Source organism: Streptomyces sp. NPDC000229 (genome assembly GCF_040300825.1).
Taxonomy (GTDB): Bacteria; Actinomycetota; Actinomycetes; order Streptomycetales; family Streptomycetaceae; genus Streptomyces.
In genome coordinates, this window is the sequence record NZ_JBEPEL010000042.1 from 33,847 (window position 1) to 59,027 (window position 25,181).

Here is a 25,181-nt window from a genome sequence, read left to right on the forward strand (position 1 = left end):
GAGCGCGCTCGTCCGCTGTGGTTGACGACCCAGCAGCCCCGTGCAATATTAAGTACGACCGTCCAGTATAAGTTACGCCTGAGGGGGAGAGATGCAGGCAGGTCTCACGGCCCGGTACCCCGACCTGTTACGGGACACCGACGACCTCGAGGAGCTGTACCGACTGGCGATTCGGTGCCAGGTCCTCTGTGTTTCCCAGGCCGCCGAAGAGCTGGGCTGGGACGACGCGCGCGTGACCCGCGCGGTCCGGCTGCTGGTGGACGGCGAGTTGCTGCGCCCCCTGGCCGCCGACCGGACCGTCCTGGTCCCCGTGGCCCCGCACGCGGCGGCCTCCCGCAGACTGGCGCCGCTCCACACGCAGATAGCCCGCATGGAGCGCCAGTCGGAGGAGATCCGGGCGGAACTGGCGCACTTCCAGGACGTGCACGAGCGGACGATGCGCGAGGCGGGCATCGCCGAGCCCTTCCGGACCGTCACGGGAGCCGACGCCATCGCCGCCGAGATCGCCGCGGCCGCCGAGCAGTGCGACTCCGAGATCCTGGTCGCCCGTCCCGGCGGCGGCCGCGACACCACCGACGCCGTGCAAAGGGCCTGGGAACCGCCCGAGTCGGCGTTCGGCCGCGACGTACGGACGCGGATCCTGTTCCAGCACGCCACGCGTTTCGACGCGCCCACGAGGAAACATGTCGAGCGGATCTGCCGGACGGGAGGGGAGGTCCGCACCCTCGGCGACTCCTTCGAGCAGATGGTCGTCTTCGACCGCGAGCTGGCCCTCATCCCGGCCGACAGCAACCGGGACGCGGCCGTGGTGATCCGCCTGCCCGCCGTCATCGACTTCCTGATGGGGGTCTTCGAACGGGCGTGGGTCAAGGGCCGGCCCTTCGGGAGCCAGAACCGCGCGGTGGACGTGAGTGAGCTGGTGTCCGGAGTGCGGATGTCCATCATCCAACTCCTCGCCGAGGGGGAGACGGACGAGGCCATCGCCAGGCGCGTCGGGCTGAGCGTGCGGACCTGTCGCACCCACGTCGCCAAGATCTACCAGGAGCTCGGGGCGCGGAGCCGCTGCCAGCTGGGCGTCCTGATCGCACAGTCGGGCCTTCTCGGGCAGGGATAGGGGTGAGGGCCGGGCCGGAGGGCGCGGCGGCGGCCTTTAGGATGCGGGCATGACTGCCCCGGAGCCCTCCACGCCTGCCAGACTCCCTCGGGATCCGGAGCTGGGTTTCCCGCCGCCAGGCGAGGTGCTGCACCGGCTCCGTACGCACAAGGGGATGTCGCTGCGCCAAGTCGCCGCGGAGTGCGGGCTGTCCGTGTCCTTCCTGGCCGCACTGGAGCGAGGGGAGACGGACATCGCGCTGGAACGGCTCGGGCGTCTGGCCAAGGTCTTCGACCATGACGTCGGTTCGTTCCTCGGATTCTCCCGGGGCCGGATGACGCCCTCGGTCTTCCCCCGGGAGGAACAGGACGAGCTGGACCGGGCCCCCGGTGTCGTCTACAGGGTGCTGCGCTCCGCGGAGCTCGGCTACCAGGTGGTCACCGGGGACTTCGCGCCGCACAGCGGCCTGGACGAGGAGCTTCAGCACGAGGGCTCCGACCTCATCATGGTGACCAGGGGCACCCTGGTGGCCCGGTACAACGGCGTGGACCACACGCTGCGCGCCGGGGACTGCGTCCAGTGGTCGGCGGGGCGTCCCCACAGCTTCCGCAACGACACCGACGAGCCCGCCCAGTTGGTGGGTGTCCTCTTCTCGAGCCTGTACTGACCCCGGGCCTTCGCCCCACCGCCCCACGGACCCCGTCCGTGGGGCTTTTCCATGTCCGGGAGTGCGGCGAACGCGACCACCGGACATCCTCGGGCCACTCCCCTTGAGCGATATTCTGCTCTACAGTACTTTTTATCGCACACGAAGGAGAGGGTCAGCGTGACGAGTCCGAACCCGCCCATGGAGGCCGCCGAGCGGTCCCCGGCCACGAGCGGAGCCCCGGCGACGACCACCACCGGCCGGCGCGCCACCCGCCCGGCCGACCTGCCGGCGCGCGTGGCCCTGATCCTGGTCTGGAGCTCCGGCTTCATCTCCGGGAAGCTCGGTCTGCGCCACGCGGCGCCGTACACCTTCGCGACGTTACGTTTCGCCATCGCAGGCCTGGTCCTGCTGGCCATCGCGCGGATGCGCCGGGAGCAACTGCCCCGGGGGCGCCCGCTGCTGCACCTGGCTGTCGCGGGCTCCCTCGTCCAGGCGGTGCAGTTCTCCAGCATCTACGTGGGGATGGACCTCGGTGTCCCGTCGGGACTGGCGGCCCTGATCATCGCGCTCTACCCGCTGACGGCGTCCTTGCTGGCGGTGCCGTTGCTCCACGAGCGGGTCTCCGCGGGCCAACTGCTCGGCCTGGTCCTCGGCCTGGGCGGGGTGGCCCTGGCGGTGTCCGACGGCGTACGGCTGTCCGGCGATCACCTGCTGGGGCTCGCGTTCCTGGCCCTCGGGCTGCTGGGCATCTCGGTCGGCACCGTCTACCAGCGGCGATTCTGCGGCGGCATGGCGCCGGTGAGCGGCAATGCCGTCCAACTCCTGGCCGCCGCCGCGGTCGTGTTCCTGCCGGCTCTCCTCCTCGAGGGCTGGGACGTCGAGTTCACCGCGGGGTACTGGCCGGTCCTGCTGTGGAGCGCGCTGGTGAACTCCATCGTCGGGGTCGGCCTCCTCTACCACCTGCTGCAACGTCACGGAACCAGTCAGGTGAGCAGCCTGTTCTACCTGGTGCCCATGAGCACGGCCGGTCTGGCCGCCGTACTGCTCGGTCAGCAGCTGGGCCCGATGACCCTGGCGGGGCTCGCCCTGGCCACCACCGGCACACTCCTCGCCGGCCGTGTCCGCCGCTGAGCGGCCGGAGAGCCGGGCCACCGGCCCGGCTCTCCGCCGACACCGCACGCTCCACCCCGGTCCCGGTCCCGGTCCCGGTCCCGGACCGGCGGGCGGGCGGCGGTCCGCTCGGAACGGTCAGCCGGCCGACGCCCGCTCCTGGTGGTCGGCTATCAGGTCCTCGATATCGTGGGCGCAGTCCCCGCACCCCGTGTTCGCCTCCGTGGCCTCGCGCACGGCGGCCAGGTCGTGGGCGCCCCGCTCCACCGCCCGGGCGACCTCACCCTCGGTGACCTGCGCGCAGATGCACAGCAGCGGGCTCTGCCCGTCCGTCGTGTGCTCCATCGTCCTCTCCTTCCAGTGTCACGGGCATCCGGTGGACGACCCCGGGCGTCTCGGGCCGGTCCCGCAGCTCCGCCCGGCGGATCTTGCCGGAGGGCGTCAGCGGCAGGCGGTCGGCGAACTCCAGCAGCCGCACCCACTTCTCGCGCGGCAGGTACTCGACCGCGTGACGGAAGACGGCCTCGGCACTGACAGCGTCCTTCGCGTGGCCCGGGGCGAGCACGACGAAGGCCTTCGGCTCCCACAGCCCCACCGGGTGCGGGACCGCCACGACCGCGGCCTCGGCGACCAACGGACTGCTCAGCAGGACCCGTTCCAGCTCCAGCGGCGAGATCCGGTGGTCGAAGGACTTGAACATGTCGTCGGTACGGCCGACGTAGGAGAAGCCGCCGTCGTCGTGACGCACCACCAGGTCCCCCGTGTGGTAGACGCCGTTCTCGAACGCGCGCTCCGTGCGCTCCGCGTCACCCGCGTACCCCGTCATCATCCCGGCGGGCCGCGGCGACAGCCGGATACACAACTCTCCGGGGGTGCCGTCGGGAACCTCGCGGCCGGTCTCCCGGTCGATCAGCACCGGGTCGTAGCCCGGCAGCGCCCAGCCCATCCGGCCCGGGACGCCTTCCCGCCCCGGTGGGTTGCCGATCTGGGCGGTCGTCTCGGTCTGCCCGAAACCGTCCCTGACAGGCATGCCCCAGGCGTCCCGTACGGCGTGGAAGAGCGCCGGTTCCAGCGACTCACCGACGGCGGCCGCCTCCCTGAGCCCGGGCGGCCGCTCGCCCAGCCCGTGCCGCACCATGCCGCGCCACACGGTGGGCGGAGCGCAGAGCGTGGTGACGCCCCCCGTCCGCAGCGCCTGGAGGACGTCGGAGGGGCCAGGGTGGGCCACCGCCAGGGCCACGACCGTGGCCTCGGCGTTCCACGGTACGAAGAACGAGCTCCAGGCGTGCTTGGCCCAGCCCGGGGCGGAGACGTTCAGGTGGAAGTCACCGGGGCGGACCCCGTTCCAGTACATCCCCGAGAGGTGTCCGACGGGGTAGCTGGAGTGGGTGTGGATCACCATTTTGGGCCGGGAAGTGGTACCCGAGGTGAAGTAGACGAACAACGGGTCGTCGGCGGGGGTGGGACCGTCCGGGGTGAACCGGTCCGGCGCCGCGAAGGAGTCGGCGTACGGCACCCAGCCGGGCCGGGGCTCGCCGACCGCGATCCTCGTCCAGTCGCCCGGGACGTCCGCCAGGCGGTCCGCCAGAGAGGATCCGGCCACCACGTGCCGTACGCCGGCCCGCTGGACGCGATCGGCGAGTTCGGCCGTCGTCGTGGTGGTGTACGTCGGGACGATCACCGCGCCCAGCTTGATGGCGGCGAGCATGGTCTCCCACAGCTCGACCCGGTTGTCCAGCAGGAGCAGCAGCGGGTCCTTGCGCCGCACGCCCAGCCCGCGCAGCCAGGTGGCCACCTGGTCGGCGCGGCGGGCCATGGTGTCGTAGGAGTGGTCGGTGCGGCCCTCCGGGCTCAGAACACGCAGTGCGGGCGCGGGGTTGCCGCGGGCCACGGTGTCGAACCAGTCGAGTGCCCAGTTGAAACGCTCCGGACGGGGCCACCGGAACAGCCGGCGGGCCGTTTCGAGGTCGTCCCGGTGGTCGAGCAGGACGTCACGCGCCTCGCGGAACGCGCGTGTGGCCTCGGTGTCAGAGGAATGCATGGCCGTTGCCGCCTTTCTTGCCGGTTGCCGTGGCCACCGCTCCTGTCGTGCGGGGCGCGCCTGTGGTGCCTGTGGTGCGGGTACTGCCTGTGGTGCGGGACGTACGGGTCATGCCGGTGCCGCCTCTCTTCTCGGTCATGGCGCGGGACGGGCGGCCTAACGGCGCGCGGGAGCGTCGTGGCCCACCAGGACCGGCTCGGCGGTGCCGGTGCGCGCGGACCGCTCGCGTGGCGCGGACCGGTCGACGAGCGGTGCGAGGACTTCGCGGGCGACGGTGTCGGCCACCTTCAGGAAGTCGGTCGCCACCCCGGGACGGCCGTTGCCGATCTGGGTGAACCAGCGGACGTGCTCGGTGGGGATGCCCATCGCGTACAGGCCGGGGTGCGCCCGTCCGGAGCCGTCGCGCACCTGGAACGTGCCCCGGACGACGTCCAGTCCGCCGGTGGCGAATTCGGTACGGGTGACGTCGTCGCGGTTGACGAACTCCCGGACCACGCCCTCGCCGAGCAGCTGCCGGGTGAGCGGGGAGCTGTCCCGCGGCAGGGCGGGCGTGGGGATGCGCGCGTCGATCAGTACCTCGGCAGACCGCCACGACCCCCGCACCTGCGGGGAGTGGATGGTGAACCGGCCGGTCCGCTCGTCCGTGCCGAACCTGGTGTCGGGCCCCGCGATCTCCACGATGCCCGCGTCCATGAGCGCCATCAACTGCTCGCTGCGCACCATGGGCGGGCCCGCGGACAGGAGGGCGTTGACGGGGGCGTACGCACCGAGGAACGCGTCGCGGTGGGACTCGGGGAGCAGACCGCCGTAGTCGATGGCCGACCGGATCACGCCCCGCAGGTCCCGCAGGGCGTCCAGCGCCGCTTTCAGCGGGCCGTCCATCGTTCCGAGCACCGCCTCTTCGAGGTCACGCCGCATCACGTCCACCAGGCGCCGGTGCCAGGTCTCGTGGTCGGGGAACGTCTCGCCCCGGAAGGGCCGGGCCAGCGCCCACAGGTCCAACGGGGGCACGTCGTCCAGACCCGCCTCCTTGAGCAGGACGGCCGTGTCCTCCCCGGCCGCCAGTTTCTGCGCGTGCCGACGGGCGAAGCGCTCCGCCTCCCGAGCACCGGACCGGACCCGCACATGGGTCGTGCGGTACACGTGCTCGACCTCCTTGAGCACCAGCGGCAGGATGTCCTCGGCGAAGTCCAGCCGCGTGCTGCCGGTCGCCGCCCGGCGGCGTGCGCGGGCGGCCGCGACGGCCTCCTGCGTGAGGAACAGGGCGGGATGGACGTAACCCGGCTCCTTCTGGTTGCGCCCGCGTGCCGGTATCGGCAGGCCGCTGCGCGAACCGGCGACGACGTGGGGCTCGTCGCCGCCGGCCACGTACCGCAGGCGGCCCCCTTCGTCCCGGACGAACCGGCCGCCGCGACCCACCGTCAGCGACAGCAGGACGTCGTAGAAGGAGAGCCCGAGCCCGCGGATCGCCACCGTGCTCCCGGGGCGGACGGCACCGGTAAGGTCCATGTCGGCGGCCGAGTCGCCGGCGAGGTACCGCACGCCAGGACGTCCCTCGGTGAAGCGGAGCATGGAGCGGTCGAAGTCGTCGGGCTCGTTCCTGGGGTGACCGGTGGCCAGCACGACCTTGTCGGCGACGAGCGTCCGGGACCCGTCGACGGTCACCTGGTACGCGCCGCCGGGGACCTGCCGGACGGCGGTCACGCGGCCGCGTACGGGGATCAGGCGGGCGTGGACGGGAAGTTCGTCGGTGACGGTGCGGTAGACGAACCGCAGGTAGCGCCCGTAGTCGCGGCGGGAGGCGAAGTCGTCCGGCCCCAGGGCCGGCCTGCCGGGCGACTCGGGCGCGTAGTCCGCCAGCCACTCGCCGAGCGAAGGGCCCGCGCCAGGACGGGGGCGCCCGCCGTCGGGTCCGCCGGAGAACATGGTGACCTGGCCGATGACGGTGTTCATCGTGTACCAGTCGTCCTGGTCGGTGCGCCAGACCCGGCCCGCGCCGACCTCCACCGCGTCCACGGCGTAGATGCGGACGGGCCGCTCGGTGGGGCCGTTCTCGCGGAGCAGCACGGCGAGGCGCTCCAGCACGGACAGACCCCGGGGGCCCGTGCCGACGACGACGATGGTGTGGGCGTCGTCCGGTCGTATGGGGATGTTCACTGCGTTTCTCCTTGTGCCACGGGTGATGCGGCAAGGGCCGCACGGATCGCCGCCGGTGTGGCGACGGACGGAGGAAGGGAACGGAGTCGGGGGCGGGGCGGCGGCGCGCCGTCAGGTCCAGTCGAGCGCCGCGGAGCAGTCGAACGCCGACTGGACGTGCGAGAGCATCCCGAGGAAGTCGTCGGCCCGGAGCCGGGCGCCACTGGACGGCGGCGTGGCCCGGATCGGCATCGATCCCACGGACAGCCACCGCAGGCGCCCGTCGCCGTCGATGTAGCCGCGGGACCGCTGGGCGTTGTCCGCGTGCAGGCAGTAGGGCACGTCCAAGTGACCCCGGGCGAAGGCCTCGACGAGGGCCCGGCCCACGTCGGGATGCAGGTCCAGCACGGCTTCGACGAGGGTCCTGGCCTCCTCGTAGACACCGTGGGCGTCGTCGGCCGGGTCGGTGGTGGTGCCCGCCGGCCCACGGACCGCCTCGGCCGCCGCGCGGGACGCCTCCTCCAGCGCCAGGACGTTGTCCGTGACGGTGGGGATGCGGTGGGCCTCGGCCGGGGTCTTGACGATCAGGCGCTCCACCCCGGTGCGGGCGGCCAGGGTCGCGCTGTGGCGCAGCAGGGCGAGCGCTCCACCTTCCGTGCGCGGGAAGACGCCCATGTACGTGTAGAGCACGATGTGCCAGGTGGATCGGGTCAGCGTCTCACCGGCCAGCCGGCGCAGTGCCGCGACGGCCGCCACGTCCTGGCCGAAGTCGGTCTGCTGGGCGTAACTGAGAGAGACGTCCCGCAGCCCGTGCTGCTCGAAGAACATCGCTTCGAGGACGCTCATGGCCACCAGCAGGCCCGGCGGGCACAGTTGGCCGAGCAGACAACCGCCGAAACTCTCCATGTGAGCGGTCGGCGACCGCTCGGCGAGCAGTTCGCAGCACCGGGCCCAGGCGTCCACGGACCGCGACAGCGGCGTACGGCTGTAGGGCAGGCAGTACGAGACGGGGCCGCCCTCGGTGGCGTCGAGTCCGGCGTCGAGCAGCACCCGGAAGATGTCCAGGGGCAGGGACGACCCGTGCCGGACCTGGACGGCGAAGTCCCGTCCGCCCAGTCCGCCGGTCAGCCGGCGGGTGGCGTCCGGCCCGTGGGCGACCAGTGGGTAGCCGTTGAGGCTGTCGCCGTTGCGGAGGGCGGTCCGCGCGGAGTCGTGGTCGCCCACCCGTGTGTAGCTGTCCAGAGTGATCGTGCCGACGGTACGCGCGGCGGTGTCCCGGACCGCTTCGAGTCCGTGCCGCATGGCCGGCCCGGTGGCGAACCCCATCCGTGGCTGCACGATCAGCTCGCCCGCCTCCCTGGCGGCCGCGACCGCCGCGCCGAAGGGGGGTGCGGCCGGCCTGAACGGCGCGTCACCGACCGGCCGGGGGCGGGAAGGAAGACCGCTCACGGATATGCGGGAGGGGGCGCCCCTCACGCCGCCGCCCCCGCCATGGCCGATGGTGTCCTGCGGGCCGCGGCGGGGTGGGCGGGGGTGGGGTGGGACGTGGACGGGACAGCCGGCTGCAGGTACGCGCGGAAGTCGCGGACGGCGGTGTCGCCCTCGAAGACGGCGGTGAATCCCGCGGCGAGCAGACTCGGACCGTACGTTCCCTCCGCAGCGCCGTCGGTGCCCAGCTTGCCGCCGATCACGACGGGTAACCCGGCCAGGTCGGGCTCGCGCCGCAGCCTGGCGATCAGGCGGCGCCCGTCGAGGAAGCCGTGGCCGTTGACACTGCTGACCACCACGATGTCCGGGTGGTGGCGGCGGCACTCCTCGACGAGGAGTTCGTCGGGCACGCAGGCACCGACGTTGTGCACTTCGTGGCCGAGCTCCTCCAGGACGAGCTGGAGGTAGACGAGGTTCCAGGTGTGGGAATCGGACGAGACGCTGGATACCAAAGCGCGGGGGCGTCGGCGGGACATGGACGTTCCTCGGTCGGACATGACCGTTGGACGAGGCATGGAGATTGGCTCCCGTGAAAATAGGGGGGTGGGCGGCGCGGTGACGAGTGGTACCCGTAAATGTGCGGGCCTTTGACGCGTCCATCGCCCGTGAAGATCCTGCGGCCCGGCACCGCGAGAATACGCCTGAAGGCCCTGCTTTCCGCTCCCTCATGAAGCTGCAATGCAGCTTCATGACCATGATCCGCTCTGGATACCGGACCGGCGGGCGGCCCAGAATCGTGGCGACCGCCCGACCGAAGAGGGAGCTTTTACCGATGAGTTCGACGAAAGCCGCACCAGGCGTGACGCCGTTCGAGGTGGACGAGAACGGTATGCGTCCGGTCGAGGTGCACTGCCATGGATTCGGAGACGTGGACTTCTCCGACTTCACCCGCGTGGACCTCGCCCGCCTCGACACGTGGTGCGCCGGCGAGGGCGTGCTCGCCCTGCCCACGATGTACCTGCACCGTGACCGGCTCGGCGAGTTCGAAGAGTTCATGCGCCGCTACGCGACGATGCGCGCGGACGGGCTGCTCCCGCACGTACCGGGGATCGCGCTGGAGGGGCCGCTCCTCTCCCACCGCGGCGGCACCCCCACGTCCACCGTCTGGGCACCGAGCCGGGAGGAGTGGGAGCGGCTGGCCGCCCTGGGCGACCACGGCCTCGTCTACACCGTCGTGTCGCCGGACGCCTACTCGCCCGAGTCCGTCCTCCAGGACGACCCCAACCTGCGCACCAGTGACTTCTCGTGGATCGTGCCGACGCTCCTGGCCCACGGTGTGCGCCCGGCCCTCGGCCACTTCACCCGTGACGACCCCCGCCGCAGTGCCGACACGGTCGACGCCATCGTGGAGACGGCCTACCAGTCGGAGTGGAACGGCACCGGGGTGCGGGTGACGACCGACCACCTGTTCAACGACATGCCGCTCAACATCCGGCACGCCTTCCGCACGGAGCGCGCCCGCCGGGAGCGGGACCGGATCATCGAGTCGTACGACGTGCCCAACTGGACCCTCGACAACATCAGCGAGATCGCCGGCCCGGTCCCCGGGGCCATCATCCGGCAGGCCGTCAACTGCCGCATCTCCGCCTGCATCAACTTCGACGGCGAGCACGTGGACCTGGCCCTGGCCACCCGTGCCGTCCAGCTCATGGGTGCACGCAACGCGATGATCATGACGGACCGGTGCGACTCCGCCCGTCTCGGCGGCCGGCCGCTGCACCACACCGGTGACAACGGCCTGTGGTACGAGGAGAACGGCGTCGTCGCGGCGGGTTCGCAGCCGCTCGCCCGGCACATCGCGAACGCCCGGGCCAACGGCCTGTCCGACGAGGACATCCGCTTCCTCACCACCCGCACCGCCCACCGCACGTTCGGGATACCCGCCGGCGCGCCCGCCGTCACCGCGGCCGCCTGAGGGCTCCCGCCCACCGACAGCGCGGCCGGCGCACTCCCCCCCGGCGCCGGCCGCGCCCCGGCCGATGAGCCCGGCAGACCCATGCCATTCGACAGAACAGGACGGGGACGTGTTCGATCACATCGCGGACGCGATGAAGCAGCCGGATGTGATCCGGCTGGACGGCGATCTGTATGTCGTCCGCTTCGAGATGATGAAACTCTATTCGGCGCTCGAAGCAGTTCGGCAATTGCTGGCGACCGGTGTCGTAAAACCGGGGGATACCTTGATGGACAGTTCCAGTGGAACGTACGGGTATTCCCTGGCGCTCGCCTGCCACAAATACGGGATGAAGTGCCGGATCGTGTGCTCGACCAAGGTTGACGCCCAGGTGCGCCACCAATTCGAGATGCTGGGCGCCACCGTGGACCAGGTGGAAATTCCGCCGGGACCGTTGGTCGACAAAATGGACCAGGGTGCCCGCCTGGAGCGCGTCGCCCACGTCCTCGACACGGAAGACGGCGTCCACTGGATGCAGCAGTACCACGACGCGATCCACTACCGGGGCTACCGCGAGTGCGCCGAGCTGCTGCAGAAGGAGTTCGGCGGCGCACCTCTCACCCTGGTCGGCGGTGTCGGCACCGGTGCGTCGACCGGAGGCCTCACGACCTACCTGCGGGAACTGAACGACGACGTGGAACTCGTGGGCGTCCAGCCCTTCGAGAGCGTCACCTTCGGCAGCGATCCGGTCGAGGACCCGGTGGCCAGCATCTCCGGCATCGGCAGCCCCATCGTCATGCGGAACGTGCGCCACGAACTGTACGACCGGGTGCACTGGGTGGGCTACGCGAGGGCGGTGGGCGCCACCCAGGAGCTGTTCCGCCGGCACGGCCTGTTCGCGGGCCTGTCGTCCGGCTGCAACTACCTCGCCGCCCGCTGGGAGGCCGCGCGCGCCCCCGGGCGCCCCTGCGTCTTCATCGCCGCGGACACGGGCCACCGCTACGCCGACAACGTCTACGCCCGCCCCCGGGACGCCTGGAACGTCGATGAGCTGTCGCCCGCCCTCATCGAGTCCCTGGATCAACTGGCCTACCCCTGGTCGGTCATGGACTGGGGACGCCGGCCCTTCCACCCCCGAAGCAAGGAGAACCAGCTGTGAACGCGTCTGCGGGCCGGAACGTCATCGCTCTGGAGTGGCTGCAGTTCGGGCTCGGCCGGCTCGTGGCCGCGGCCGCCCGGGAGGGCCTGACCGTCCACCTCCTGACGTGCGACCGAGCCGAGTACGTCCACGAACTGTCCGTCGTCGACAGCCCCCACCTGGTCGTCCACGACGTGAACACGCACGATGTCGACGAGGTGGTCGCCGCCGTCCGCGCGATCGGCGACGTGGCGGGCCTCCTCAGCACCACGGACACCTGGGGCCATGTGGCCCTGGCCGTCCGCGAACACCTCGGCCTGGCCGGTCCGGATCCCGCCGGTGTACGCCTGGTCCGCGACAAGACCCGGCTGCGCCGGTGCCTGTACGAGCACGGGCTGTCCCGCTCCGACGGCCTCCCCCTCGCCGACGGGGACGACGCCACCACACTGGCCGCGCGCACCGGCCTGCCGCTCATCGTCAAGGACAGCTCGGGCACGGGGAGCGAGCACGTCTGGCTGGCCCGTACACGGGAGGAGCTCGCCGCCGTCCTGGACGAGGCGCGGCACTGCCCGCTGCGCGGACGGCTCACGGCGGAACCGTACTTCTCGGGACCGCTCTACAGCATCGAAACGCTGACCTGGGAAGGCCGGACGCGGGTGCTCGGCGTCAGCAGCCGGATCCTGTCCCCGCCCCCGTTCTTCCGGGAAGAGGCCCTTGCCTTCCCCGTCGCCCTGCCACCCGCCATGGCCAAGGCGGCCGAGCAGTGGATCGAGCAGGTCCTCAAGGCGGTGGGACACACCGAGGGCTTCGCCCACACCGAGTTCATCCTCACCGACGACGGGTTCGAGACCGTCGAGGTCAACCCCCGCCTCGGCGGCGGTCTCCTCGGCGAGGAGATCTCCCAGTCCCTCGGTGTCGACCTGTACGCCGCGTTCATCGACCTCGTGCTGCGGCGGCGTCCTGCCCTCATGGACGAACGGCCGGCCCCCCTCCACGGTGCGGCCCACGTGCGGTTGTACGCCCCGAGGCCCGGTGTGTTCCTGGAGTGCGAGGGAGCCGATCGCCTCATCGGCCACCCCGGTGCCCCGGTCCTCCGCCCGGCGCTGCCTGCCGGGGCGACCGTCCGCACGGTCGCCCACCAGGACGGCTGCGTCGCCGTGCTGTTCGCCACCGGAGCGACCTCCGAGCTCGCCCTGCAGAACGCGCTCTCGGCGGCGGGCGACGTGCGGGTGCGGATGGAGGGTGACGGCCGTGGCTGAGCGTGCTCCCCACCTCCTCGTCCTCAGCGGCTGGGCCGGCGTACTGGAGACCGCCCTTTCCCTGGGGTTCGACGTCAGCTTCATCGGATCCACCGAGGACTTCACCCCGCGCGACCGGGAGGTCCTCGATCGCTGCCGGTTCACGCGGGAGATCCCCGCCGAGCAGACCATCGCCTGTCTGGAGGCCGCCCGCCGGATCCACGAGGAGCATCCCCTCGACGCGAGCGTCTCCTTCGGTGAGTTCGGTCTGGAGAGCTCGGCGGTCATCGCCGACGCGCTCGGCATCCGCGGCCTGCCCGTGGCCTCGGTGGCCGCCACCCGCTACAAGGACCGGATGCGGGCCATCCTCGAGGCGCACCCGGAGCTCGCTCTCGGCTGGGCACGCGTCGGCGACGCCGGTGCACTGGCGAAGTTCCACGCCCGGTACGGGCTGCCACTGATCGTCAAGCCCGTCGCCGGCTCGGGAAGCGTCGGCGTACGCCAGATCACCACCCCGGACGAACTGCGCGCCGTCCTGGACGACAACCGTTTCTGGATGGAGGGGCCCTACCTGGCCGAGGTACTCGTCGAGGGCGACGCGCTCTACAGCGTCGAGACCGTGACGCTCGGCGGCCGCCACGCCGTGGCCGGGATCTCCCTGTGCCGACTGGCCCAGCACCCCAACCCGGCGATCACCGAGATCTCCGTACCGCCGCCGCCACCCCACGACCGGCACACACAGCGGATCAGCGACACCGTCCGGGCCTTCCTCGACGCGATCGGCCACACCTGGGGCCTCACCCACACCGAGGTCAAGGTCAGGCCCGACGGGCGGCCGGTGATCATCGAGTCCCAGACCCGCATAGGCGGCTACCGGATCTTCCGCATGGTCGAGCACGCGGGCGGCGTCGACGAGATCGCCACCGTGCTGCGCAGCCTCCTGCCCGGTGGCGCGGACATCACCTCCCCCCACCTGCCGGAGACGACCGCCGTGGGAATGGTGGTCTCGCTCATCCCTCCCGCGAAGAAGGTCCGCCGCACCGCCGATCCCGAACTCCTGCGCGCCGTCGAAGGGGTGGACGACTTCGAGATGGACATACGGCCGGGCGAGGTGCCGCTGCCCGTCGCCGCCAACACCAAACGGCCGGGTCTCATCTGGCTCCGCGTGCCGGACCACGCCGCGGCGGAACGTACCAAGCGGGACATCGCACGGACGTACTGGATCGAGTTCGAGGACGGCGATGTCTGGCACCCGTCGTTCTGAGCTGTGGGCCGGGATCGCCGCCCTGCCCACCGGGCTGCGATTCCTGCTCGCCACCTCGTTCTTCATGCCGCTCGCCAGCTTCATGGTGCTGCCCTACCTGGCGATCCTGCTGCACGACCGCCTCGGCATGGCGATGGGCTTCGTCGGGCTGCTGCTGGGGGTGATGTCCTTCCTCCAGTTCTCCGGCGCCCTGCTGGGAGGTCTCGTCGCCGAACGCATCGGCCTGAAGAAGGCCATGGTGACCGGGCTGGTCATCCGCACGGGCGGATTCGCCCTGTTCACGGCCTGCCTGTCCGTACCACGGGCGGCGGTCGCCGCCGTGCTGCTGACGGCGTGCGGAGACGCGCTCTACTCGCCCGCGAACAAGGCGTACCTGGTGAGCCGGGTCCCGGAGGTGCACCGGCCGGTGCTCCTCTCGGTCAACAACTCCGCACTGAGCAGCGGGATGGCGCTGGGAACCCTGGTCTCGGGACTGCTGATCATCCGCATGCCCCTGCTGGTGTTCTCGTTGGTCACCGTGATGTTCGCGGCGACGACGCTGGCGCACCTGGTGGTCCTGGAGCGCGACCTCGCCGTACCCCGGGGCCGGGAGGACCGCGGTGGCGACTGGGCGCGGGCCTTCCTCACTCCGCCCGCCCTGGTCGCCCTGGTCGCCGCGTACGTCTTCTGGCACTTCCAGAACTACCTGGGCGTGTACATCACCGACGGCTACACGGCGTTCGTCTACAGCCTGGCCCTCGTCCTCAACAGCGCCCTGGTCATCCTCGGCCAGCCGCTGGCGGCGCGGTGGATCGGCGAGGTGCGGTACGCCACCGCCACCGTCATCGCGTTCACCTCGCTCGTCCTCGGACTGCTGGCGTTCTCCCGGCCGGGGGTGCTCTTCATCGTCGTCGGGACGGTGCTGATCAGCGTGGGCGAGGGGATCGTCTTCCTCAAGAACGAGCTCGAGGCGCTCCGGGCCGTCCCCGGGCGCCCGGCCCTGGCGATCGGCAGTCAGCGGCTGGCGCTGGGCGTCGGTTCGTTCACCAGCGGGATCGCTGGCGGGCACCTGTACGCGTACGCCCAGTCCGGCGGCGACACGGGCCGCTTCTGGCTCTACGCCGCCCTCCAGGCCGTCGTCGCCACGGTCGTCGTCGCCCTGGTGACCGGCGCGCGACGGGTACGGGGCAGGGCGGCCGTCTCCCCGCTCGCCCCGTCGGAGGAGGGCGGATCGTGAAGCCCCTCGGCACGGGCGGAACGGCGCCACGGGTGGTACGGGCGGCACGGGTGGCCGGGACGCACGGGCGGCACGGCGGCCCAGCGGTCACGTCCGGCCTGATCGGCGCGGGACGGGACGGCCCTGCGACGCACCGGGCCGCCGGCGACCGGGCGACGGGCGCCCGGTCGCGGGCCCTCCCCGCCCGGGTCCGCCCCTGTCGGCCCTACGCCCGCCACTGAGCCCGGCCGCCCGCCGCCCCCGTACCCGTCCGTGACCCTGCCCGCCAGTCCCTCGCCCGCGCCGCCCTGCCCGGGCCTCACACAAAGGGTGGAACCCGATGCTCCGGCTCGTTCACCAGGCACCGCACACGCCGGCCGGCGCCGCGCTGCCCGTCACCCGGCTCCGCTGGGCCATCAGTCTCTTCTTCGCCCTCGACGGCTTCATCTTCACCGGCTGGGTCGTCCGTATCCCGTCCATCAAGGAACAGCTCGACGCGTCGGCCGGTGCGCTCGGCCTCGCCCTGCTGGGGGTGTCGGTGGGCTCGGTCACCACGATGATGCTCACCGGCTGGCTGTGCCGGCGGTACGGCAACCAGCGGGTGACCGTCGTGACGGCCGCCCTGCTGTCGCTGTCGGTGGTCCTGCCACCGCTCACCCACTCCGCGGTGCACCTCGGTCTGGTGCTGCTGGTCTTCGGGGCGGCCTACGGCGGCCTCAACGTGGCGTTCAACGCGGCGGCCGTGGAGCTGGCCGAGGCCGTCCGCCGCCCGATCCTGCCCTCGTTCCACGCCGCCTTCAGCGCGGGCGGTCTCGTCGGTGCGGGGCTCGGCGGGCTCCTCGCCCCCCACCTGAGCCCCCTGCGGCACCTGCTGCTGCTGTCGGTGATCGGACTGGTCGTCACCGCCTTCGCGGGACGGACCCTGCTGGGGTCACCGGCCCCGTCGTCCACGGCGACCGGTGGCGACGCGTCCCTCGGGACGGTGCGGGCGCCTCAGGGCCCTCAGGGCGAGGACACGGCGAGGCCGGTCCGACTGCGGCTCTTCATCACCGTCTACGGGCTCATCACCCTGTGCACGGCGTACGGCGAGGGTGCGATGGCCGACTGGGGCGCCCTGCACCTCACCGAGGACCTGCACACCGGGCCCGGCACCGCGGCGGCCGGATACGCGGTCTTCGCCCTGACGATGACCGCCACGCGGATGTCCGGCACATGGCTCCTGGAACGGCTCGGCGGCACCCGTGTCCTGGTGACCGGCGGCCTGCTCGCGGCGGTGGGCATGCTGACGGGCGCGCTGGCTCCGCAGCTCTGGCTGGTGCTGGTCGGATACGCCCTGACCGGGGTGGGCCTCGCCAACGTCTTCCCCGTCGCGGTCGGCGGAGCCGGCGCGCTCGGCGGCTCCCACGGCGTGGCGGTGGCGTCCACGCTGGGGTACTCCGGCATCCTGCTCGGCCCGCCGTGCATCGGCTTCCTCACCGAGGCATTCGGGCTGCCGAGGGCACTGACCACCATCGCCGCGCTCGCCGCACTGGCCGCCCTGCTCGGTCACGCGCTCGACCGAGCCCGCCGTCGGACGGCCCCGGCGTGACGACCCCGTCCCGCCCGCCCCGTCCCCTCCCCGACCCGCCCATCCCGACCCGTCCACCGAAGGGGGCCGTATGGCCGTCAAAGGCTGCATGTTCGACTTCTCCAGCACGCTGTTCCACCTCGAGAGCGCGGAAAGCTGGCTGCGTGCCGTGGTCACGGGCTCCGGCCGGGACATCGGCGAGAGCGAGGTACGTCACTGGGCGGCGCGCCTACGGGACTTCGGGGCCGTGCCCGGTGGTCCGGCACCGCGCGACGCGGGCCCCGAGCTCACCCGGTTGTGGCGGGAACGGGACCTGGACGCCGTACGCCACCGCGCGGCGTACACCGGACTGCTGACCGCGGCCGGCCTGCCCTGGCCCGAGCTGGTCGACGCCCTCTACGAGCGTCATATGACCGCGCCGGCCTGGGAGCCGTACCCGGACACCGAGGAGGTGCTCGGCGCTCTGCGCGCCGCCGGAGTCGGTGTGGTCGTGGTGAGCAACATCGGCTGGGACCTGCGCCCCGTGTTCCGCCACCACGGTCTGGACGCGTACGTGGACGCCTACGTGCTGTCGTTCGAGCACGAGGTCCAGAAGCCCGACCCGCGCCTGTTCCGTACCGCGTACGACGCCCTGGGCCTGGCGGCGCCCGACGTGGCGATGGTGGGCGACGACCGGGTGGCCGACGCCGGGGCGGCCGCTCTGGGCTCACCGGTGCACTTCGTCGACCCGCTGCCGGTCACCGAACGGCCCGACGCACTGCGCGGAGTGCTGAAGCACCTGCTGTGACCGGACACCCCCTCCCGCCCACGCCAGAAGGAAAGGAAGCAGGAGCATGCCCCTCACGCCCGACGCCGGACCCCGTATCGCCCTGGTCGGTGCCACCGGCGCCGTCGGAACCACACTGATCGGCCTCATCGAGGAGCGCCGATTCCCCTACCGGGAGGTCCGCCTCGTCGCCTCCGCCCGCTCGGCGGGCCGGGAACTCGCGGTCGACGGCCGGACGTACCCGGTCGAGGCCCTCGACACCTTCGACTTCTCGGACGTCGACCTCGCGTTCTTCTCCGCGGGTGGCTCCGTGAGCCGCAAATGGGTGCCCAGGGCGGTCGAGCAAGGTGCCCTGGTGGTCGACAACACCAACGCGTTCCGGATGGACCCGGCGACACCGCTGGTCGTCCCCCAGGTCAACGCGCACGAACTGGACCGGCGGCCGGAGAGCGGCATCATCGCCAATCCGAACTGCTCCACCATCCCGCTGGTCCGGCTGCTGCGGCCCGTCGAGGACCGGTGGGGCATCCGCCACGCCGTCGTGAGCACCTATCAGGCGGCTTCGGGGCGAGGGCACTTCGGGATCGCGGAGCTGGAGGAGGCCAGCCGCGTCCTCCTGGAGGACTCGTCGGCGCGGCCTCCGGCGGTCGCGTTCACCCCGTCGCTCGCGTTCGACGTCGTCCCCTTCATCGACGAGCTCCTCGACACCGGGTTCACGCTGGAGGAGCAGAAGATGCTCCAGGAGTCCCGCAAGATCCTCGGCCTCCCGCACCTGGACGTGACGACCACGTGTGTGCGGGTCCCGGTGGTGAACGGCCACTCCGAGGCCGTGTGGATCGAGTGCGGTGACGTGGTCGACCGCGGTGAACTCGTCCGTCTGCTGGCGGCCCAGCCCGAAGTCACCGTCCACGACAAGGACGTCATCGGCGCCTTCCCCACACCGCGGACGGCCGGCGAGCCCGACCACGTCCACGTCGGCCGGGTACGGGTCTCCCCGCACAACCCCCGTGGTTTCTGGCTGTGGCTGGTGGCGGACAACCTGCGGATCGGCGCGGCGCTCAACGCGCTCCAGATCGCCGAGGCGCTCACGGACCGAGGAACCCTGTGACCAACCCTGTGACCCCCACCGTCCCCACGACCCGTCGAGCCGTGTCCGCGCCCGTACCCGCGTACGCCCCGACCGGCCCCGGAGTGCTCAAGTTCGGCGGTTCCAGCTTCACGTCGCATGCCGCGTACGAGGAGCTGGCCCGCGCCCTCGCCGGTCGTCTGGACGCCGAGGCACGCCCGTTGGCGGTCGTCGTCAGTGCCATGCCGGGCGAGACCGAGGGGCTCAGGGAGCGGCTGCACGCCGTCGACCCGCACCCGTCCGGCGACCGGGTGGCGGGCCTGCTGACCCTCGCCGACACGATCAGCGCCCACCTGCTGACCGCGGCGCTGCACCGCCTGGGACGGCGGGCGACCGTGCTGGCGGGGCACGAGGCCGGTCTGATCACGGACGAGACCTTCATGTGGGCCCGCCTCGAACGCATCGACCCGGAACCCCTTCAGCAGGCGTTCGCCGCGTACGAGGTGGTCGTCGTCCCGGGCGGGCAGGCAGTCGACCCCCGGGGACGGCCGACGTGGCTCGGGAAGAACAGCTCCGACCTCTCGGCGGTCGCCGTGGCGGTCGCCCTCGGCGCTCCCCGCTGCGAGATCCACTCCGACGTCGAGGGCATCCACAGCTCGGACCCGCGCCGGGTGACCGGCACCAGGCTCCTCGGCCACGTCTCGTACGACGACGCCGCCGCCGTGTCCCTGCACGGCGCGAAGGTGCTGCACCGCCGTGCCGTACGCCTCGCCGAGGAGCACGGGGTCACGATCGTCTGCCGGCACAACCGTCCGCCGTTCACACCGGGGACGGTGATCGGACCGGGCGGCGGGCGTGCCGACGCGGTGGTGCTCAACCTCCACTCGCTCGTGCTCCGGTACCACGACCACGAGGAGGCCGACCGGGCGCACCGGGCATTCCGCTCCGACGGGGTCGACACCATCCGCCTCGACGACGCCCCGGCCGTGGCCCTGATCGGCGGCTACGTGGACCACGAGGCGTCCGCACACCGCCACGGCATCGCGGTCGGCCGGGCGGCCGGCATCCCGGTGACCGAGATCAGAGGCGGCCGTACGACCGTGCACGTCGCCGCCGACGAGGCAGCGGCGGTGCGGCTCGCCCAGAAACTGCACGACGAACTTCCCGTTCCCCGACCTACAGGAGTACCCGCATGACCATCCAGTCTCCCGTGGCCACCGCGGAATCCACCCTCATGGAGATCGAGTTGCCGGACGACGTCCGTGCCGCGCTCGGTGCCGAGCTGGTCACGCTGCCCGAGCCGACCCGGGACATCGACTGGTCCACGGCCCGCATCCACCAGATATTCGCCCAGCTCCCCACCGAGACGCTCCAGCGGATCCTGGATTTCGGCAGGCACCCCGACACTCCTGGCGTCGGCCACGTCCGCAACCTGCCCACCGACGACCGGCTGCCCGGCACCCCGCGTGACGGCGATCCGAGCCCCGAGAAGGTCACCTTCGTGGCCGAGGGCGTGCTGCTGGGACTGAGCGGCCTGCTCGGCGAACCGGTCGGGTTCACCACGGAGAAGAAGGGCCGGCTGGTGCACGACGTCGTCCCGGTCGAGGGCGGGGCGATGACACAGACCAACCAGGGCTCCTCCGTCTTCCTCAACTTCCACAACGACATCGTCCATGACGCGACCGGGCGTTATGACATAGCCAGCCCCGACTTCCTGGTGCTGAGCTGTCTGCGCGCCGACCACGAGGGGACGGCGGGCACCTACTACGCCGACGCCCGCGACATCTGCCGCGCCCTCGACACACGCACGCTGGACACCCTGCGCAGTCCCCTGTTCCGTATGAACGCCCCCGGCAGTTACGTCCGCGACGTCGCCGGCGGTGCCGAGGTGCTGTCCGACCCCGTCCCGATGATCAAGGGCCCGGTGGCCTTCCCCGAGGTGTCCGCCGCGGCCAACGGCGTACGCCCGACGAACGACGTCGCACGCGCCGCCCTCGACCGCCTCCAGGCGGCCTGCCGGGAGGTGGCGCACGAGGTGTTCCTGCGCCCCGGACAGGCGCTGCTGATCAACAACCGCAAGGGCCTGCACGCCCGTTCACGCTTCACAGCGCGCTACGACGGCCGCGACCGCTGGCTCCAGCGGACCTACGTACGCCGCAACCAGTGGGACATCCGTTACCGGGCCACCTCCGGCAAGCGGCGTCTCCACTGACTCCACCCGAACGAAACCCGAGGCCGACCCCATGACCAACATCGCCGTGATCAATTACAGTCCGCACCTCGACTACCCCGCCATGTTCCCGGAGGCGGCCGGCCGGCTCCACGTGTTCAGCCACCACGAGCTGAAGAACACCGAGAGCCTCGGGTGGTACGAGTACGTCGAGAACTGCGAGTCCGTCCCGTACGTGGAACTGATGATCCGCAGAGCGGCGGCCGAGAAGCCGTTCACCCACATCATCACGGACAACGAGTACGACCTCGAACGAGCCGCCCGCATCCGCGAGGACCTCGGCATCCCGGGCCAGTCCTCGACGAGCGCGCTGTCGTTCCGCGACAAGGTCGTCATGAAGGAGGTCGCGAGCCGTACGGTCCCCACTCCCCGCTTCACCCGCCTGGAAACGATCGTGGACCTGACGGGCTTCACGGCCGCATGGGGTTACCCGGTCGTCGTCAAGCCGGTGAAGCAGGGCGGCTCCCGCGACATCGCGGTGCTGCGGGACGAGGACGACCTGGTCGCCTTCAGCCGCCGGCCCTGGCGCGACGACCTGATGGTGGAGGAGTTCGTCGAGGGCCGCATGTACCACGTCGACGCGGTCCTGGCCCCCGGATACCGGTTCGTGGCGTCCTCCCGCTACCTGCGCAGCTGCCTCGGGGTGTTCTCCGGCCAGAACAACGGCTCCCTCCAGCTCCATCCCCAGGACGAACTGGCCGTACGGCTCGAAGCGTTCCTCGACCGCGTCCTGGACGCCTTCGACACCCCGGAGGTCAGCGCGTACCACCTGGAGGTGTTCCACACGCCCGACGACGAGCTGGTGCTGTGCGAGATCGCGTCACGTGTCGGCGGGGACCGCATCCCCGCGCTCACCCGGGCCACGTACGGCGTCGACCTGCACACCGCCGTCCTGCGCCAGTCGTGCGGCCTGCCCGTCGACCCGCCCCCGTCCGTCCCGCCGTCCGAGGTGCACGGGTCGGTCTCGATCCTGCCCCAGGGCCGCCCCGTCCGGGCGCCCGCCGTCCCGCCGCCGTTCGACTGGGTGCGGGACTACGTGGTCAACGAACAGCTCGAACTGGGCGCCGTCACCACCTACAGCGCTTCGCACCTGTGCTTCGTCATCGTGCGCGGCGCCGACACCGCCGAAGTGGAGCGGCGCCTCCTCCAGGCGGAGGCCTGGCTCCTCGACAACCTGCAAGAAGTACCCGGCGCGTAACCCTGAGGAGGAGACCCCCTTGCCGTACCGCATCCTGGTTCTGATTTCCCAGGCGTCCACGTTCACGTTGGACAACCAGTCGATCATCCCCAGCGCCCTCTACCGCGAGGGCCACGACGTGTACATCGGGGACATCGACACCTTGGGCGTGCACGACTCCGTCGTCGTCTGCGACCGCATGAAGGTGACGGAGGAGTTCGTCTCGGGCGGCACCTTCCCGGCCCTCAGCGAGTCACACGCCTCCGCGGAGGACGTCGACCTCGTGTGGGTCCTCGCCGGCACCCACCCCGACGCCACCACGGACTACTTCCAGCTGCTCTGGCTGCTCAACCAGCGCGTGCCCTTCGTCAACGACGCGTCCGCACTCTTCTACCTCAACACCAAGACGAACCTGTGCGCCGTCGTGCCGCCCGAGAACCTGCCCGTTTCCCACGTGTCCAACGACTACGACTTCCTCAACGGACTCGTCGAGTCGGACCCCGACCGCTCCTGGGTCGTCAAACCGACCAACGGCGGCTGCGGTGCGGACGTCTTCGTGGTCAACGAGCGGGACCGCAACCGCTCGGCCCTCCTCGCCTCCGCGACCGGCAACGCCACATCCCGGTACGTGAGTTACGGCCGTGAAATCATCGGCATGGCCAAGCGACACGCGGTGTGCCAGGAGTACATCCCCAACGTCCGCAGCAACGAGAAACGTGTCATCGTCGCGGGTGACACCCCCGTCTCCGGCTTCCTCCGCTTCCACCGCGACAACGACAACCGCGCCAACGCGACCGTGGGCGCCCGGTACGCGCCCCTGGAACTCACCGACGACGAGCGCGCCTTCATCGCCCGCCTCGGCAAGCGCATGATGGACCACGGAATCTTCTACGTGGGCGTCGACCTGGCCTACCCCTACGTGATCGAGGTCAATATGGAAAACCCCGGCGGCCTCAACTACCACCGCCGCGCCACGGGCGAGGACCACTCCTCCCAGGCGGTCAACACGGTCCTGGCCGCTCTCCGCTCCGCCGGAAAGCTGCCGCCGCTCTAGGCATGCACTCCGCGCAGCGCCGGTTCGGGGCGACTGCCCCTGCGGCTGACCCCTTTCCGGCCGCAGCGGGCGATGGCGTACCGGGCGACCGGCCGCGTGATCGTGGGCACGGACAGCGGTCGAGTCGACGGCGACGTCCCAGTCGGCTCGACCTCTGCCGGGTTCCCTCCCATTGGGTCGGTTCACGTCGTACACGGGCGGCGACCGGCTCCTCGGGGCTCGGTACCTCGCGTGACACCGGGAGCGGCAGGTGTCACCGGAACCGGCGGGCCACCGTGTGGAAGGACCGCTTGGGCTCCCACTGCCCGGTCTCCGCGTAGCCGCGCCGCGTCCCGGTGGGGAAGGTCTTGGCCAGCGCGAAGCTGGCGATCGCGTCGGCCGAAGGGCGCGCACCCGTCGACCAAAGTCGCTGCCGCGCTCATCCTTCGGTGCGAGCGCCGGGCTTCGCGTTTCGTCGCACTGCTGTCCGGCCGAGCCGAGCCCCCCGTGGACCACGTCCCTCTCGGTGGAGCAGGCTCCGGGGACGGTGTTGGTTGGGACGGCAGTCGCGGACCGGGCCAGGAGCTGCCGATCACTGGAATGTTCTGGCCGGCCAGGACAGCTTCACCACCTTGAACGACGACCGCCCCCGGAAAGTCCCGGGGGCGGTCGCGCATGCTGGGGGAGCGGCTCAGCCGTCAATCCCCAGCACATGTGGGTCATCGCTCGGGAAGACCTGCGGCATTCCTGGCACACGGATGACGCGCCGATACACGCCGACCAGGAATTCCACGGCGCCGACCGGAAACTCCGACCAGTCGCCATTGGCCCCGCGGACCACCACGGGCCAGGTTTCAGGGTCGAGAGAACTCATTCTCCAGTAGAGGCCGTCCCCCGAATTGGACTCGGCCCAGCAGAGCAGGCCGCCTGGCTCCGGGTAGGGAGCACGGCCTTGGGTGTCGTCCGTCTCGTACAGATCCCTCAGAGTCTCGGACGAGTCCCGGACCCCGGAAACCCATGACGCCTCGGCGCCGGGCCGGGGAATGGAGACCACGAGGAAGTCGTCGATGACCAGTGTCGGGTACGCCTCCGCCAGGGAGCGGTAGTCGGAGGGCAGTCCGGTACCCAGATCGCCTTGCAGCGCGGCCCAATCCACGCTACGACGTGCTGCCGCACGCCACCGCGTCATCGACGGCAGCGCGGCCTCCAGCTCTTCGACTCTCAACATGTCGTCCGTCGATCCATGATGTTCTTGACCGTGATGGTGTCGAACGGTAGTCCATCCTCCGTGCCGGGGTAATGCTGTCCGGTATTCCCTGGGTATGGCTGTAGTTGAACTTTGCGGTGTACTGCACCCGGTTCTGCGCTGCGAGCTGCTCTTCCATGTTCTCCCAGCGCCGCATTCCGCTGGTGTTCATGCGGCTGAATCCGGTGAACGGATTGCGCTCGGTCCAGTCACCGCCCGTCGCCCACGACGTGCGTGTGGTTAAGGATGGTCTTTCCCTCGTGATCCACGTTCTGGGCCGGACCGTCTCACCTGGGACAGCCGTTGATGTTGTCAGCCGGCTGGAGCCGGGGTGCACGGAGCCACCGGACGGCGGGGCCGTATCCTGAGGCTGCCGACGCAGGCACTGCTGAAGCGTCGCAGCCGTCCGTCGCCGCCGGGCGCCGTCACCCATGCCGGGTACCGGGTACCCGTCAAACGACCGGGAGTTGACCAGTGATCAGTCTGGCCGCAGTGGGGGGAGTGGCCCTGGTCGAATTGGGCATGGCCCTGACTCCGGGACCGAACATGATCCACCTGGCCTCCCGCGCGATTACCCAAGGCCGCAGGGCGGGCCTGGTCAGCCTGAGCGGGACCGCCGTGGGATTCCTGTGCTATCTGCTGGCCGCGGCCGCCGGCCTGTCCGCCTTGTTCGCCGCCGTGCCGCTGGCGTTCACGGTGGTCAAGCTCGCCGGGGCCGCCTACCTGGCCTACCTGGCCTGGGACATGCTCAAACCCGGTGGCCGCTCACCCTTCGCTCCGGCCCAGGACCTGCCTCCCGTCTCCGACGCCCGCCTGTTCTCGATGGGACTCCTGACCAACCTGCTCAACC

The 25,181-nt window shown here is 71.2% G+C and carries 22 protein-coding genes; 16 read left to right on the top strand and 6 right to left on the bottom strand.

What is annotated here, in order from left to right:
* The first annotated feature begins 91 nt into the window (after positions 1 to 91).
* The 3 genes from ABT360_RS20815 (at position 92) to ABT360_RS20825 (ending at position 2,873) form a co-directional block, all read left to right on the top strand.
* On the top strand, positions 92 to 1,114 hold the full coding sequence (locus ABT360_RS20815) for a helix-turn-helix transcriptional regulator (protein ID WP_351818349.1): 1,023 nt from the start codon (positions 92 to 94) through the stop codon (positions 1,112 to 1,114).
* A gap of 49 nt (positions 1,115 to 1,163) precedes the next feature.
* Positions 1,164 to 1,760, top strand: a complete 597-nt coding sequence (locus ABT360_RS20820) for a cupin domain-containing protein (RefSeq protein ID WP_351818351.1) — start codon at positions 1,164 to 1,166, stop codon at positions 1,758 to 1,760.
* 159 nt (positions 1,761 to 1,919) lie between these two features.
* Positions 1,920 to 2,873: a DMT family transporter gene (locus tag ABT360_RS20825; protein WP_351818353.1), complete on the top strand. Its 954-nt coding sequence runs from the start codon at positions 1,920 to 1,922 to the stop codon at positions 2,871 to 2,873.
* A gap of 117 nt (positions 2,874 to 2,990) precedes the next feature.
* Here ABT360_RS20825 and ABT360_RS20830 read toward each other — a convergent pair whose 3' ends face one another.
* The 5 genes from ABT360_RS20830 to ABT360_RS20850 form a co-directional block, all read right to left on the bottom strand.
* The gene (locus ABT360_RS20830) at positions 2,991 to 3,197 is read right to left on the bottom strand and encodes a (2Fe-2S)-binding protein (protein WP_351818356.1); all 207 of its coding nucleotides are present in this window, start codon (positions 3,195 to 3,197) and stop codon (positions 2,991 to 2,993) included.
* Positions 3,133 to 4,893: an AMP-binding protein gene (locus ABT360_RS20835; protein WP_351818359.1), complete on the bottom strand. Its 1,761-nt coding sequence runs from the start codon at positions 4,891 to 4,893 to the stop codon at positions 3,133 to 3,135. The genes ABT360_RS20830 and ABT360_RS20835 overlap by 65 nt, the downstream gene beginning before the upstream one ends.
* 156 nt (positions 4,894 to 5,049) lie before the next feature.
* Positions 5,050 to 7,050, bottom strand: coding sequence for an FAD/NAD(P)-binding protein (locus ABT360_RS20840; RefSeq protein WP_351818362.1), 2,001 nt, complete (start codon positions 7,048 to 7,050; stop codon positions 5,050 to 5,052).
* Between the two features lie 111 nt (positions 7,051 to 7,161).
* Positions 7,162 to 8,478, bottom strand: coding sequence for a methylaspartate mutase (locus ABT360_RS20845; RefSeq protein WP_444852289.1), 1,317 nt, complete (start codon positions 8,476 to 8,478; stop codon positions 7,162 to 7,164).
* A gap of 23 nt (positions 8,479 to 8,501) precedes the next feature.
* Positions 8,502 to 8,993 carry a cobalamin B12-binding domain-containing protein gene (locus ABT360_RS20850; protein WP_351818365.1) on the bottom strand — a complete coding sequence of 164 codons (492 nt, stop codon included), beginning with the start codon at positions 8,991 to 8,993 and terminating at the stop codon, positions 8,502 to 8,504.
* A gap of 296 nt (positions 8,994 to 9,289) precedes the next feature.
* On the opposite strand from ABT360_RS20850, the gene ABT360_RS20855 reads away from it, so the two are divergent.
* The 12 genes from ABT360_RS20855 to ABT360_RS20910 all read left to right on the top strand — a co-directional run bounded on the left by ABT360_RS20855 (position 9,290) and on the right by ABT360_RS20910 (position 23,106).
* A complete protein-coding gene (locus ABT360_RS20855) occupies positions 9,290 to 10,432 on the top strand; it encodes a hypothetical protein (protein ID WP_351818368.1) in 1,143 nt (380 codons plus the stop codon).
* A gap of 109 nt (positions 10,433 to 10,541) precedes the next feature.
* Entirely contained in the window at positions 10,542 to 11,570 is a 1,029-nt protein-coding gene (locus ABT360_RS20860) for a pyridoxal-phosphate dependent enzyme (RefSeq protein ID WP_351818371.1), read from the top strand.
* Complete coding sequence (locus ABT360_RS20865; RefSeq protein ID WP_351818374.1) at positions 11,567 to 12,808, top strand: ATP-grasp domain-containing protein; 1,242 nt, start codon at positions 11,567 to 11,569, stop codon at positions 12,806 to 12,808. Before ABT360_RS20860 ends, ABT360_RS20865 begins: the two co-directional genes overlap by 4 nt.
* Positions 12,801 to 14,051, top strand: coding sequence for an ATP-grasp domain-containing protein (locus ABT360_RS20870; protein WP_351818377.1), 1,251 nt, complete (start codon positions 12,801 to 12,803; stop codon positions 14,049 to 14,051). Before ABT360_RS20865 ends, ABT360_RS20870 begins: the two co-directional genes overlap by 8 nt.
* Complete coding sequence (locus ABT360_RS20875) at positions 14,029 to 15,267, top strand: MFS transporter (RefSeq protein WP_351818380.1); 1,239 nt, start codon at positions 14,029 to 14,031, stop codon at positions 15,265 to 15,267. Before ABT360_RS20870 ends, ABT360_RS20875 begins: the two co-directional genes overlap by 23 nt.
* 319 nt (positions 15,268 to 15,586) lie before the next feature.
* Complete coding sequence (locus ABT360_RS20880) at positions 15,587 to 16,834, top strand: MFS transporter (protein WP_444852290.1); 1,248 nt, start codon at positions 15,587 to 15,589, stop codon at positions 16,832 to 16,834.
* A 70-nt stretch (positions 16,835 to 16,904) separates the two neighbouring features.
* Positions 16,905 to 17,600, top strand: coding sequence for an HAD family hydrolase (locus ABT360_RS20885; protein ID WP_351818383.1), 696 nt, complete (start codon positions 16,905 to 16,907; stop codon positions 17,598 to 17,600).
* A 46-nt stretch (positions 17,601 to 17,646) separates the two neighbouring features.
* Entirely contained in the window at positions 17,647 to 18,687 is a 1,041-nt protein-coding gene (locus tag ABT360_RS20890; protein WP_351818386.1) for an aspartate-semialdehyde dehydrogenase, read from the top strand.
* A complete protein-coding gene (locus ABT360_RS20895) occupies positions 18,684 to 19,841 on the top strand; it encodes an amino acid kinase family protein (protein WP_351818390.1) in 1,158 nt (385 codons plus the stop codon). Before ABT360_RS20890 ends, ABT360_RS20895 begins: the two co-directional genes overlap by 4 nt.
* The gene (locus tag ABT360_RS20900) at positions 19,838 to 20,857 is read left to right on the top strand and encodes a TauD/TfdA family dioxygenase (protein ID WP_351818393.1); all 1,020 of its coding nucleotides are present in this window, start codon (positions 19,838 to 19,840) and stop codon (positions 20,855 to 20,857) included. Before ABT360_RS20895 ends, ABT360_RS20900 begins: the two co-directional genes overlap by 4 nt.
* Before the next feature lie 31 nt (positions 20,858 to 20,888).
* Positions 20,889 to 22,073: an ATP-grasp domain-containing protein gene (locus ABT360_RS20905; RefSeq protein ID WP_351818396.1), complete on the top strand. Its 1,185-nt coding sequence runs from the start codon at positions 20,889 to 20,891 to the stop codon at positions 22,071 to 22,073.
* A gap of 19 nt (positions 22,074 to 22,092) precedes the next feature.
* Positions 22,093 to 23,106 (top strand): ATP-grasp domain-containing protein, encoded by a 1,014-nt coding sequence (locus tag ABT360_RS20910; RefSeq protein ID WP_351818399.1) that lies wholly within the window; start codon positions 22,093 to 22,095, stop codon positions 23,104 to 23,106.
* 670 nt (positions 23,107 to 23,776) lie between these two features.
* Here ABT360_RS20910 and ABT360_RS20915 read toward each other — a convergent pair.
* Complete coding sequence (locus tag ABT360_RS20915; RefSeq protein ID WP_351818402.1) at positions 23,777 to 24,313, bottom strand: hypothetical protein; 537 nt, start codon at positions 24,311 to 24,313, stop codon at positions 23,777 to 23,779.
* Between the two features lie 492 nt (positions 24,314 to 24,805).
* On the opposite strand from ABT360_RS20915, the gene ABT360_RS20920 reads away from it, so the two are divergent.
* The coding region (locus ABT360_RS20920) for a LysE family translocator (protein WP_351818405.1) at positions 24,806 to 25,181 on the top strand (376 nt) is incomplete at its 3' end.